This window comes from Pseudomonas nitroreducens (genome assembly GCF_024170165.1).
In the GTDB taxonomy this organism is placed as follows: domain Bacteria; phylum Pseudomonadota; class Gammaproteobacteria; order Pseudomonadales; family Pseudomonadaceae; genus Pseudomonas; species Pseudomonas nitroreducens_C.
Map to the genome: position 1 here is coordinate 150,306 of NZ_JALJXP010000007.1, position 12,425 is coordinate 162,730.

Sequence of the window (12,425 nt, forward strand, 5' to 3'; positions counted from 1 at the left end):
CCCACTCAGCTCCGGAACCGGTGGCCGAGCGTACCGTGCTGACCATTGCTGTGAAGGGCCAGCCGCAGCTCCTGCGCCACTACAGCCTGCGCGACCTCGAAGCACTGCCGCAGACCGAGCGGCGCTCCATGCTCCCTGACGAATCCCAGGTCTACGGCTGGCAGGGCGTGCGCCTGAGCACCCTGCTCGCCGGTTTCGACCACACCGATGCCCAGCGCCTGCGAGTTGAGGCACTGAACGACTATTCCGCCCTGATTCCACTGAGCGACCTCGACGCCTTCGACCCGATCCTCGCCTACCACCGCGACGGCCAGGCCATCGGCATCGCCGAGCGCGGCCCGCTGTTCGTCATCTACCCGATGGTCGATCACCCGGAGTTGCGAACCCAGGTCTATTTCAACCGCACCGTCTGGCAGGTAAGCCGCATTACCCTGGAGTGATCGCCGTGCCCCCGCAGCCTCCCAGGCGACGCTATCGCCGCCTGACCGTCATCATTCTCAGCAGCCTGATCGCCGCACTGACCGCCGGCGCCGGCGCGGCGCTGCTGATGGTGCACCAGCACGTCCGCCAACTGGCCCATCCCGATGCCCACAGCGAGCTGTGGCAGGCCTACCAGTTGCGCAACGAGCTGGAACGCTCGCTGAACAGCGCCCGCCAGGTACTCGCTGGCGAGAGCGACAGCGATGCCCTGGCGACGCGCGTCGAAGTGCTCGCCAGCCTCCTGCCGCCGCTGCGCAGCACGCCCGTCTATGGCTATCTGGTCGTGCCGCGCCCGGAGGTGCAGGCGACCCTGGAAAAGATCCAGCGCCTGAGCGACGCCTGGCTGCAGCGCGCACCCTGGGGCCAGCCGGCAGCGGCAAAGCAGCTGGCCGGCGAAATGCTCCGCGAACTGCCGCCGCTGCTCGAGCCCACCCATGAACTGATGGTGGCCACCAACATCGCCCTGACCAACTACATGGACGCCGAGCGCCAGGACCTGCAGCGCGCCTTCAACCTGCTGGCCTGGGTACTCTTCGGCCTCGGCCTGTGCAGCGTGCTGCTGGCCCTGCGGGTGATCGCCAACTCGCGGCGCAAGCTGCTGCTGACCCAGCGCCTGCACGACCTCAACCAGTCGCTCGAGCAACGCGTCGAACAGCGCACCCAGGAGCTGAGCGAGCGCAAGACGCTGCTGCGCTACATCCTCGATACCAGCCCCAGCGACGTCGCCTTGCTCAGCGACGAGGACTCCCGCGCCCACTACGTCAGCCCGCGGCTGTTGCAGCGCACCGGCATCCGCCCACACGAACCCTTCACCCTGCACCGGCTGTTCGACGATCCGGACGAGGAAGCGCGCTTCCGCCAGTCGCTGGCCGCCAACGGCCAACTGGACAGCTGGGAAACCCGCCTGGCGGGCAACCCGGCCTACTGGGCGATCGTCTGGGCACGCAGGATGGAGGTGGATGGCCGCCCCGCCTCGCTGGTGTGGAGCTTCGACATCAACCAGCGCAAGACCATGGAGCAGGAGCTGCGCCTGCTCGCCACCACCGACCCGCTGACCGGCCTGCAGAATCGCCATGCCTTCGTCAAACGCGGCGTCGCCCTGCTCAAGAGCGCGCAGCGTTACGATCGCCACTGCTCGGCGCTGATGCTGGACATCGACTTCTTCAAGCCGATCAATGACACCCATGGCCACGCTTTCGGCGATGCCGTGCTACAAGCCGTGGCCAGGGAGCTGACGCAGGGATTGCGCGAAATCGACCTGCTCGGTCGCCTGGGTGGCGAGGAGTTCGCTGCGATCCTTCCGGAAACCGACCTGCAGCAAGCGCAACAGGTGGCCGAGCGATTACGCAACAGCGTGCAGGCGCTGTCCTTCGCCAGTGAGGACGGCAACCACGTGGGCCTGACGCTGAGCATCGGCGTGGCCACGCGGAACGAGGGCGAGTTGCGCCTGGAAGACCTGCTCGCCCGGGCTGACCGTGCGCTCTATCGGGCCAAGGCCGGCGGGCGCAACCGCACGGAAGCCGCACCCGGCGTCCAGCTGTAGGGCACCTAGCCGAAAATGGTCACCGTCTGCCGGCCGACTGCCAGGAGCTGGCCATCCGCCGACCAGGTCTGCGCCGCGATATGCCCGTAGCCGTCGCGGGCATGCTCGATGCTCGCCAGGTACTGGCACCAGCCGTTGGCCGGCATCGCCGGCAGCGGCTGAACGAACTCCACGGTCCAGGTCAGCGAACTGGAAGGCGCCGGCGATTTCAGGTGCGGCAGGTTGGCCGGTGGCCAGGCGTCGATCAGCGCCAGCAGATGGCTGATCTCCATCGGTTCGTCGCCCACGTCATCACCGCGAAAGCGCATCCAGCCCCCCATCTCGCGCTCGCGGCTGGCCGAGAACGGCATGTGCCCGACCGCCCAGCGCATGGCGATGTTCTGGGTGAAGGCCGGCATGATCTTGCGGATGTAAGGCAGCTCCTGGCAGTCCTCGATGGCCTTGAACGCCGGTGGCGGCAGGCCTTCCATCTGCACGCTGGACTCGCGCGCCACCCCGAAGCTGCCCTGGGCCAGCAGGACCACCTGGCCGTTCTGCACGGCGCGGCAGAATACCTGGCTGACCGACTTGCCCTCGCGCAGGACTTCGGCCTCGAAGCTCAGCGGCACTTCCACCTCGATGGGGCCGACGAAGGTGATCGCCAGCGAACGCACCGGCCGCCCAGCTTCGGCCACCGCTGCCATGGCCTCGTAGGCCAGCGCCGCCACCAGGCCGCCAAAGCTGGCGCGGCCCTGGGCCCAGGTAGCGGGGATGACGATGGACAGCGGTGCAGCGCGCACCGCCCGGAGCAATTCACTGAAGGACATGATCGGACTTCCCTGAGGCTTCTGGAGACTGGCAACTGGTTGCGATCTTAGGGGCAGCGACCGCCCCGGCAAACCATCCAAAGCCTTGTCCCTTGCAGGAAATGCCCTGCCATCAATGGCCTCTATGCAGCGCCTTCTCCAGAGCTTCCAGGCTTTCGTCGGCGAGCCGCTCGGCGAGGTCGTGGCGGGCATTCCAGTGCGGTTGCAGCGGCATCAGGTCCAGCTCGCGCTCGCTGCGGATCAGCCACTGCTCGTAGTCATGCCAGTCCCCCAGGGCCGCTTGCGCGTCCTTCAGCGGCGCCAACAGGCGCTGCGGCACGGCGGACTCCTCCGGATAGGCCTCCAGCGAATAGCGCACCCGCTTGATCAGCAGGCGCAGGCGATGACGGTCGTGGGCCGGATCTTTCAGGGCGTCGCGCAACTTCTGCCACTCCCGGGCCAGGCGCTTTTCCACCTTGCGGTGCAGGCCCTTGAGCACGCCGTGGCGCTCGGACGTGCGCCACAACTGTGGCCAGCCATCCAGCCGCATCATCAGGCGCTCCCACTGCGGGCTGGCAAGCAGCGTGGCGTAGCCGGAGATCAACGCAGGCCGACGCAGCGCGGCAGCACGCTCATAGCCTTCGGCCTCCAGCACCGGCAGCAGCACCTCGAGGTCACGCAGCGGGCCACTGAGCCGGCCCATGTCGCCCAGTGCCTGCTCCAGCTCGTCGATACCGGGCATGCCGCGCACCGGGTGCAGCAGGCTGCGCAACCGGCGCACGGCGATGCGCAGGTCATGCAACGCTTCCGGGTCGGAGTCGGCCTTCAGGCGGGAAGACGCGGAGAACAGCGCTACCTCCTGCTCGATCAGATGGCTTACCAGGTAATCGCAGAAGGAGGTCACGGCAGGCTCCACTCGGATGATGAACTATCAGGTTAGCCCCGGCCAACGCAGCGGCAAGGGGCGCAATGTCACGTTCCTTTAGCGTGCGGCAGCCGCAGGCGCCAGGGCAGCTCGCGGCGCAGGCGTGCCAGGTGCCCACGCAGTTCGGCTGGCGATGCAGCCGCGCCGCCATAGCGCTGCTTCTCGAAGGCATCCAGGTAGCGGTGGATCGCCTGTGCATGGGCCGGCAGCACCTTGGCGACACGGCGACAGAAATCCCGCGCGCCCTCACCCGGCTCGCGACGCACACCCAGCGGCGCGAGCATCCGCTCGAAGCGCTGGAAGCTGCGCAACTGGACATCGACGGTGCGCTGCCAGGGCTTGAACATCACCAGCGCCAGCAAGCCCAGCAAGAGGGCGCCGCCGCCGACCAGCAGGGCGCCGACCCATTGCTGGTCGAGCCCGCCTAACCAGCGTTTGAGCATGTCGCCCTGCTGCTCGGCCTGGTAGCCCAGCACCCAGCGCTGCCAGCCATAGTTGGCGTCGTCCCAGGCCATGCGCAGTTGATTGAGCAGCGCGAAATTGCGGTAGCGCAGGGGCGAAAACGGATCGGACTCCAGGAAACTGCCTTCCTGGCTCAGGGCTGCTTCCAGCCCCTGCTCGATGCGTTCGGGAGCCACGGCGCCCGTCGGGTCGACCCGCGTCCAGCCGCGGCCGGCCTGCCAGTACTCGACCCACGCGTGGGCGTCGAACTGGCGGATCGCCAGGTAGTTGCCCGAGGTACTCGCCTCGCCGCCCTGGTAGCCGGTGACCACGCGAGCCGGAATACCGGCCGCGCGCAGGACGAAGGTCATGGCGCCGGCGTAGTGCTCGCAGAAGCCGGCGCGGGTGTCGAAGAGAAAGCCGTCGATGCGCTCCGGGCCGGCATCCGGCGGCCGCAGCGTGTAGCGGAACGGCTGCTCGCGCAGATGCCGGAGCATCGCCTGCACCAGCTCTGCCGGCTGCGGGTAGCGTTCGCGCAGTTGCTGCGCCCAGGCGCGGGCCCGGGGGTTGCCGCCCTGTGGCAAGGCAAGGTTGATCCGTTGCGCACGGGCGGCGTCATCCGGCTCCAGCTGGGCTTCCGGCCAGGAGGTGGCGCGATACAGCAGTCCCTGGCGCACCGGCAGGCGTCGCTCCAGGTGAAAGTCGCTCATCATTCGCGCGTCGCCCAGGCTGGTCTGCGCCACATCCAGCGCGAACAACCAGGGCCGGCCGTTGGGCTCCATGATCACCTGGTAATGCAGCGGCTCACCCCGCGGCTGCCATTGCGGCGGACGATCGCCACGCTGAAACGCGGTGCTCCAGCGCGCACCGTCGAAGCGTTCCAGGGTCAGCGCCCGCCAGTAAAGCTGCGAACGCGGCAGCGGCTGACCGTCGAAACTCACCCGAAAGGCCAGTTCGGGAGACTGGCTCAGCTCGACCATGTCCCCCGGCGCCATGCTGTCGCTCAGCCCGGTCATGGCCTTGTCGCCCGGCATCGGTAACGACCAGAGCGGCCCCATGCGCGGGAACAGCAGGAACATCAGCAGCATCAACGGCAGCGCCTGCAACAACAGGCCGCCAGCCAGACGCAGGGTCGGCATCGGACGCGCGGCGAAGCTGCTCTGCTGCAGCCCGATGGCCGCCGCCAGCAGGGCCAGCACCGGCAAGAGGCTGAAGACGGCGGCGAGGATGTCATCCTGGAACAGGTAGCTGGTGGTCACGGCGAAGAAGCCCAGCAGGATCAGTACCCAGGCGTCGCGGCGTGTCTTGAGTTCCACCAGCTTGATCACGAAGGCCGCGATCAGCAGCACCACGCCGGCGTCCAGGCCGATCAGCGAGCCACGGGAGAACCACACCCCCACCCCGGCCGCCGCCACCAGCGCCAGCTTGGCGACGCCGCTGGGGTAGTTGGCGCGCATGCGGAACACCTGGATGCGCCAGGCCGCGCAACCCAGCCACAGCGCGACGATCCACAGCGGCAGGTGTTCCAGGTGCGGAATGATCACCACCGCCTGGGCCATCAACAGCCAGGTCAGTGCGACCCGTGGAATCGGCTGGGCGGAAGCGCCAGTCGCGCTGCTCATCGCTTCGCCCCATGCAGTGCCAGGGCGCGCAGGCAGGCATCGCGATGGGCATCATCCAGGCCGACCGCCAGTTGCGCATCCGGCAAGCGCAGGCCGAAGGGTTGCTGGCGCAGCGACAGCTGCAGGACCCAGAAGCACAGGCGTGAAAGGCGCCCCTCGGTATCGCCGCCCAGACTGTTGAACTCCAGCCAGACGTTGCGCCCGGCCAGCGCGGAGAAATCCTTCACCAACAGGCCCTGGCCGCGCGAATAGGCCTTCCAGTGCAGGCGACGGCGCGAGTCACCCGGCTGGTAGGGCCGCAGCCCCTGGTAATCGTCGACGCCGCGCCCGCTGGGGCGCAGGCCCTCCTCGTCGTTTGCCGCCGGCCCGCTTTCGAGTGGCAGGTCGCCCGGTTGCGGATGCGGGTAGACCAGCACCGACTGGTCCAGATCCACCCAACTCCAGGCCACCAGCAGCCCCAGCGGGAAACGACTTTCCACGCGCAGGCGACCAGGGCGCAACCAGCCGCGTCGCTGCGCCGACACCGTCAGCAGCACTTCTTCGGCATGGTCTGCCGTGACATCGGCGAACTGCATGCGCTCGGCTTCCCAGCCCAGGCCGATGGCCTGTCGGGCGCGCCCTTCGCCTTCCAGGCGCACGCGAAAAGCGGCCTGTTCGCCGACGAATACCGGCTGCGCACCGAGCGCCGTCAGGCGCAGACCGCCCAGGTTCCGATAGGTATGCAGGATGGCGACGATGAACAGTGAGAGCAGCAGGAAGGTCAGGCCGTAGGCCAGGCTGTTCTGGTAGTTGATGGCGGTGAGCAGCATCAGCAGCAAGGCGACGCCGAACGCCATCCCCTGCCGGGTCGGGATAATGAAGATGCGCCGCTGGTTGAGCTGCAGCGATGGCGATGGCGGTATGCGCCGGGCTATCCAGCTCTGCCACAGCGGCCTGACCCTGACGAGCATGGCAAGCCCCTCAGAGCGCCGGCACTTCGCGCAGCAACCACTGCACCAGCGCGCCGCCGCCATGGCCCGCCGGGTCGGCCTGGTCACGCAGGCGGTGGCCGGCCACCGAGGGCAGCACAGCCTGCACATCCTCGGGAATCACGTAGTCGCGCCCGGCCAGCAGCGCCCAGGCGCGGGCCGCCGCCAGCAACGCCAGGCTGCCGCGCGGCGACAGGCCGAGGGCGAAGGCCGGCTGGGTACGCGTGGCTTCCACCAGGCGCAGCACGTAATCCACCAGGGCATCGCTGGCACGTACCTCCAGCACTTCGCCCTGCAGCGCCTGCAGTTCCTGCGGGTCGAGCATCGGTTCCAGGCGCGGCAGCAAGTCACGGCGCGCCTCGCCCAGCAGCAGCGCCTTCTCGGCGGCGCGGCCGGGGTAACCCAGGGACAGGCGCATGAGGAAGCGGTCGAGTTGCGACTCGGGCAGCGCGAAGGTGCCGCCCTGGGTCACCGGGTTCTGCGTGGCGATGACGAAGAAGGGTTCGGGCAGCGGGCGGGTCGCGCCCTCGATGGTCACCTGGCCCTCCTCCATGGCCTCGAGCAGCGCGCTCTGGCTCTTGGGCGTGGCGCGGTTGATCTCGTCGGCCAGGACCAGCTCGGAGAAGATCGGACCGGGATGGAAGACGAACTGCCCGGTGTCCTTGTCGAACACCGAGGTACCCAGCACGTCGCCGGGCAGCAGGTCGGAAGTGAACTGGATACGCTGGAAGCTCAGACCCAGCACCCGCGCCAGGGCATGGCTCAGGGTGGTCTTGCCCATGCCGGGCAGGTCTTCGATGAGCAGGTGACCGCGGGCCAGCAGGCAGGTCAGGGCCAGCCTTACCTGCACCTCCTTGCCGAGCAGCACCTGATCGACTGCCTTCAGACAATTCTCCAGCTTGGCGTGCATCCTGACCCTCTCTTCCCCGGAAAACTCCGATCCTACTGATCCAGGACAGCGCATCAAAGGCCTCGACACATTTAGTCCGCAATCTGTGATCCAGCGCTGTGATCCAGAGCGCCTAGCGCCCCAGCAGGCGCTCTGCCAGCCAACTCGCGGCAGGGCCCAGCCGACGTTGCCGCGACCAGATCACATCGACTGCCACCCGGCGCGGCCAGCCGGCGACCTTCAGTTCCTGCATACGCCCGCTGGCGAAGCGTCCTACCATCCAGCTGGGCAATTCGATCCAGCCGAAGCCCAATACCGCCATGTCCAGCAACAGCAGGTAGTTTGGCGCACTCCAGCAGCGGCCGCCGAGCAGCGGTGCGGCATCATCCAGGTAGGTGTTCAGGCGCAGCGCCCGGTAGGCCAGCAGGTCCTCGCGCTCCACCTGCGCGTGGCCGGCCAGCGGATGGTCGCGGCTGACGAAGAGGCCGAACTCGGCCTGCTCGCTCAGGGTCGCCGAGCTGACGTCCGGCGGGTAATCCTTCTGTGCCGCCAGCAGGCCCAGGCTGGCGCGCCCCTGCACGACGAGGTCGAGCACGTCGCTGTCCTCGGCGATCAGCCATTCGAACTCCAGGTCCGGATAGCGCGCATCGATCTCCGCCAGCCGGGCCTCGAATTCGGCCGACTGGTAGGTGTCCGACATCGCCAGGGTCACCCGCGACTCCAATCCACCGACGAGCTGATGGGCGAGCTGGCCGAGGCGGTCGTTGGCCATCAGCACCTCCTCGACCCGTCCGAGCAGCGCGTGACCAGCTTCGGTCAGCTGTGGCTGACGGCTGCTGCGGTCGAACAGGGTCAGGCCGAGGTCGATCTCCAGCCGGGCGATGGCCTCGCTGACGGTGGACTGGCTCTTGCCCAGCTTGCGCGCGGCGGCGCTGAACGAGCCCAGGCAGGCGGCCTCGGCGAAAGCCTGCAGGGATTCGGGGGAATATTGCATCTTGGCACCCTCTTCCATCGGTTAAGCCGATGGTATCCAACTTATATCCAGCCGGTCGACCGATGATAATGGCGCCGGACCGACGGAGTCGGCCTTCTCGTGAATTGAGAGCTTGATGCCTGGAGATACCCATGACTCCCACTAAAACCCTGAAAGAGCGGATGTTCCACGCCGGCCTTTTCGAACTGCTGGCGGTGGTCATCTGCGCACCGACCCTGGCCTGGCTGATGGACAAACCGCTGGGCCACATGGGCGCCATGACCCTGATGTTCTCGGCCATCGCCACCGTGTGGAACATGCTGTTCAACGCCGCCTTCGACCGCGCGCAGAACCGCATGGGCTTTTCCCGCACCCTGTCGGTGCGCGTGCTGCATGCCTCGCTGTTCGAGCTGGGGCTGATCATCCTGCTGGTGCCGCTGGCCGCCTGGTGGCTGTCGGTGAGCTTGCTGCAGGCGTTCATCCTCGACATCGGCCTGGTGCTGTTCTTCCTGCCCTACGCGCTGGTGTTCAACTGGGTGTACGACGTACTGCGCGAGCGCTGGGTGGGTCGGGCGCAGATGGCCCAGGCGAACGGCTGACTCTCCCTATGGATATCGCCGCGCTCGCGATATCTGGGTCGGCCATGTAGGAGCGAAACAAAAAAGCCCGCAGCGATGCGGGCTTTTTCATGCCGTGAGAAAGACTCAGGCCAGGCTGGCAGCGATCTCGGCCAGGGCCTTGGCCGGGTCGGCGGCCTGGCTGATCGGGCGGCCGATCACCAGGTAGTCGGAGCCGTTGTCCAGCGCCTGGCGCGGGGTGAGGATGCGGCGCTGGTCGTCCTGGGCGCTGCCGGCCGGGCGGATGCCGGGGGTGACCAGTTGCAGCGCCGGGTGCGCGGCCTTCAGCGCCGGAGCCTCCTGGGCGGAGCACACCAGGCCGTCCATGCCGGCCTTCTGCGCCAACGCAGCCAGGCGCAGCACCTGCTCCTGGGGCTCGACGTCCAGGCCGATGCCGGCCAGGTCCTCGCGCTCCATGCTGGTCAGCACGGTCACGCCGATCAGCAGCGGCGACGGGCCGTTGAAGGCGTCCAGGGTTTCACGGCAGGCGCTCATCATGCGCAGGCCGCCGGAGCAATGCACGTTGACCATCCACACGCCCATCTCGGCGGCGGCGCGCACGGCCATCGCGGTGGTGTTGGGGATGTCATGGAATTTCAGGTCGAGGAAGACTTCGAAACCGCGGCTGTTCAGGGTCTCGACGATACCGGCGGCGCAGCTGGTGAACAGCTCCTTGCCCACCTTCACCCGGCACAGCTTCGGGTCCAGCTGGTCAGCCAGCGCCAGCGCGGCTTCGCGGGTGGGGAAATCCAGGGCGACGATGATCGGGGTCTGGCAGGCGGACATGGGCTCTCTCGCGGGTATCGAAAAAATCGGCGCGCATTGTCGCAGAAACGCGCCGACTTCCGTAGCCCGCCCGGCAGGAATGCTGCGTCGCCGGCGGCGATCAGGCACTCAGCCGCTCGCGCAGGCGGCCGAGCATGCCCAGCAGGCTGCCGACCTTCTCCCGCTCGCGCTCCTCGCGCGGCACCTCGGCGATGCGCGCGACCTTCTGCTCGGGCTGCGCGCGCCACAGCAGTGCCTGCTCCGCGGCGGCCTTCAGGCCCTTCTCGAACAGCCCGCGGCGGATCGGCTTGGGCAGGTAGCGGAAGATCTGCGCCTGGTTGATCAGTGCCAGCAGGTCCTGGGTGTCACGGAACGGCGTGACGACGATGCTCAGCAGGCGCGGGTGGGCCTGGGCCAGGGACTTGAGCAGCGGCGCGGTGTCCTCGCCGGCGAGTTTCAGGTCGCTGATGAGGATGTCGATCGGCTCGCTGTTGAGCCGCACGATGGCCTCGGCCAGGTTGCGCGCACGGTGCAACTGGTGAGTGCCGGCGCTGCAGAACTCGCCGACGCAGGCCAGGGTTTCGGCGTCCTCGTCCAGCAACAGTACGTTGAGCGGCGCAACGACGCGGCTGATGGCTTTGGTATCGATGGGTTCGGCCGGGGCCTGGCGCTGGGCGATCTCTGCCGCCTGGCGCAGGGTGAAGGCCATTTCCTGCGGGTCCCAGGGCTTGGTCAGGTAGCGGAAGATGCCGCCGCTGTTGAGCGCATCCACCGCGGCGTCGAGGTCGGAGTACCCGGTGAGGAGGATGCGCAGGGTATCCGGGGCGATCTCCTGGGCCTGGGCCAGCAGCTCGGCGCCGGTCATCTGCGGCATGCGCTGGTCGCTCACGAGGATGTCGATACGCTCCTCGCGCAGCCGCTGCAGGGCCTTGTGCGGATCGGTCTCCACCAGCACGTTGTAGTGACGGCGGAACTGCATCGCGAGGCTGCGCAGGATGCGCTCCTCGTCGTCGACGAAGAGGATGCGGACAGGCTGCTGGCTCATGTTCAGGCGCTCCGTTTCAGTTCGCTGGCCTGCTGGATCGGCAGGCTGATGAGGAATCGTGTGCCGCGTCCGGGCACGGAAGCCACGCGGATACGGCCGCCGTGGTCCTGGACGATCTTGTAGCTGATCGACAGGCCCAGGCCCGTGCCCTGCCCCACCGGCTTGGTGGTGAAGAAGGGGTCGAAGATGCGCGCGCGCACCTCCTCGTTCATGCCCTTGCCGTTGTCCTGCACCGAGAGGTGCACATGGGTTTCATCGGCCCAGGACTTCACCTGGATCAGGCCGAACTTTTCCATGGCCTGGGCGGCGTTGGTCAGCAGGTTGAGCAGCACCTGGTTGATCTGGCTGGCGGCGCAGGCGACCTTGGGCAGAGCGCCCAGCTGGGTGGCGACCTCGGCCTTTTCCTTGATGCTGTTGCGGGCGATCAGCAGTGCGCTGCGCACGCAGTCGTTGAGGTCGACTTCCTCGCTGCGGGCACGGTCCAGGCGGGCGAAGTCCTTCAGGCCGGCGACCAGTTCGCCGATCTGCGCGAGGCCGAAGTCGGTGTCGCCGAACAGCTGATCCAGGTCGCCCACCAGTTGTTCCAGCGCGGCTTCGTCACGGGCCTGCTCGAAGGCGGCACGGGCGCGAGCCAGTTGCTCGGGAGCACAGGCCGTATCGTCCAGGCACTCGTTGAGCAGGGTTTGCGCCTCGGTCAGGCCGAGCAGCGGGATCAGCAACTCGCGCAGCAGCGCGACGTTGTTCTTCACGTAGCCCAGCGGGGTGTTCAGCTCGTGGGCGACGCCGGCGACCATCTGCCCGAGGGACGCCATCTTCTCCGACTGCACCAGCTGCGCCTGGGATTCGCGCAGGTCCTGCAGGGTCTTGTTGAGTACGCGGTTGCGCTGGGCGACGCGCTGCTCCATGGCCTTGAGCAGGTCAAGCACCGTGCCGAGGCCGAGGTAGCGGCCCTGCTCGTCGATCAGCACGAAGTCCTCGGTGATCGGGTAGCTCAGTTGGGCGGTGACCTGCTGCGCGGCTTCTTCCAGGCTCAGATCGGCGCGCACCTTGAGCGGCTGCGCGTTCATCACGTCGCTCGCCGGTCGGCGGCCCCAGAGGTCGCGGCCGAAGCGCTGCATGAAGATGTCCTGCAGGCCGTTGCGGCTGACCAGCCCCAGCGGCAATCCGCTGGCGTCCACCACCGGCAGCGAGAGGAAGGAACGGTGCTCGGCATCGAGGAAGCGCTCAGCCACATCGCTGATGCTCAGTTCCGGGGCCAAGGGCGCTACCTGGCGCAACAGCTCGTGCAGGGCGCGGGTGGTCATCGGCGAATCTCCGGTCGCTGGGATGGGCGCCAGTAGACCAGCGGCAGATTGCCATCCTGTGACAGCCG

At 67.8% G+C, this 12,425-nt stretch carries 12 protein-coding genes; 3 read left to right on the forward strand and 9 right to left on the reverse strand.

Annotation, left to right across the window (positions count from 1 at the left end; translation table 11 throughout):
- Positions 1-35 precede the first annotated feature (35 nt).
- Positions 36-440 (forward strand): molybdopterin-dependent oxidoreductase, encoded by a 405-nt coding sequence (locus J2T47_RS15785; RefSeq protein ID WP_253448519.1) that lies wholly within the window; start codon positions 36-38, stop codon positions 438-440.
- Complete coding sequence (locus J2T47_RS15790) at positions 440-2,023, forward strand: GGDEF domain-containing protein (RefSeq protein WP_437180989.1); 1,584 nt, start codon at positions 440-442, stop codon at positions 2,021-2,023. The genes J2T47_RS15785 and J2T47_RS15790 overlap by 1 nt, the downstream gene beginning before the upstream one ends.
- Positions 2,024-2,028: 5 nt before the next feature.
- On the opposite strand, the gene J2T47_RS15795 is transcribed toward J2T47_RS15790, so the two are convergent.
- From J2T47_RS15795 to J2T47_RS15820, 6 genes are all read right to left on the reverse strand, one after another.
- Positions 2,029-2,829 (reverse strand): acyl-CoA thioesterase, encoded by an 801-nt coding sequence (locus J2T47_RS15795; protein WP_253448524.1) that lies wholly within the window; start codon positions 2,827-2,829, stop codon positions 2,029-2,031.
- A 112-nt stretch (positions 2,830-2,941) separates the two neighbouring features.
- Positions 2,942-3,712 (reverse strand): CHAD domain-containing protein, encoded by a 771-nt coding sequence (locus tag J2T47_RS15800; RefSeq protein ID WP_253448527.1) that lies wholly within the window; start codon positions 3,710-3,712, stop codon positions 2,942-2,944.
- Positions 3,713-3,780: 68 nt separating this feature from the next.
- Entirely contained in the window at positions 3,781-5,796 is a 2,016-nt protein-coding gene (locus tag J2T47_RS15805) for a transglutaminase TgpA family protein (RefSeq protein ID WP_253448530.1), read from the reverse strand.
- A complete protein-coding gene (locus J2T47_RS15810) occupies positions 5,793-6,746 on the reverse strand; it encodes a DUF58 domain-containing protein (RefSeq protein ID WP_253448533.1) in 954 nt (317 codons plus the stop codon). The genes J2T47_RS15805 and J2T47_RS15810 overlap by 4 nt, the downstream gene beginning before the upstream one ends.
- A 10-nt stretch (positions 6,747-6,756) precedes the next feature.
- Positions 6,757-7,674, reverse strand: coding sequence for an AAA family ATPase (locus J2T47_RS15815; RefSeq protein WP_253448536.1), 918 nt, complete (start codon positions 7,672-7,674; stop codon positions 6,757-6,759).
- 112 nt (positions 7,675-7,786) lie between these two features.
- Positions 7,787-8,647 (reverse strand): LysR family transcriptional regulator, encoded by an 861-nt coding sequence (locus tag J2T47_RS15820; protein ID WP_253448539.1) that lies wholly within the window; start codon positions 8,645-8,647, stop codon positions 7,787-7,789.
- A gap of 131 nt (positions 8,648-8,778) precedes the next feature.
- Here J2T47_RS15820 and J2T47_RS15825 point away from each other — a divergent pair, with 131 nt between their 5' ends.
- Entirely contained in the window at positions 8,779-9,225 is a 447-nt protein-coding gene (locus J2T47_RS15825) for a multidrug/biocide efflux PACE transporter (protein ID WP_253448542.1), read from the forward strand.
- 105 nt (positions 9,226-9,330) lie between these two features.
- Here J2T47_RS15825 and pyrF read toward each other — a convergent pair whose 3' ends face one another.
- The 3 genes from pyrF to J2T47_RS15840 form a co-directional block, all read right to left on the reverse strand.
- Complete coding sequence (pyrF, locus tag J2T47_RS15830) at positions 9,331-10,029, reverse strand: orotidine-5'-phosphate decarboxylase (RefSeq protein WP_024764511.1); 699 nt, start codon at positions 10,027-10,029, stop codon at positions 9,331-9,333.
- Positions 10,030-10,129: 100 nt separating this feature from the next.
- Positions 10,130-11,053: a response regulator gene (locus tag J2T47_RS15835; protein WP_253448545.1), complete on the reverse strand. Its 924-nt coding sequence runs from the start codon at positions 11,051-11,053 to the stop codon at positions 10,130-10,132.
- 2 nt (positions 11,054-11,055) lie between these two features.
- A complete protein-coding gene (locus J2T47_RS15840; RefSeq protein ID WP_253448548.1) occupies positions 11,056-12,357 on the reverse strand; it encodes a sensor histidine kinase in 1,302 nt (433 codons plus the stop codon).
- Positions 12,358-12,425: the final 68 nt, after the last annotated feature.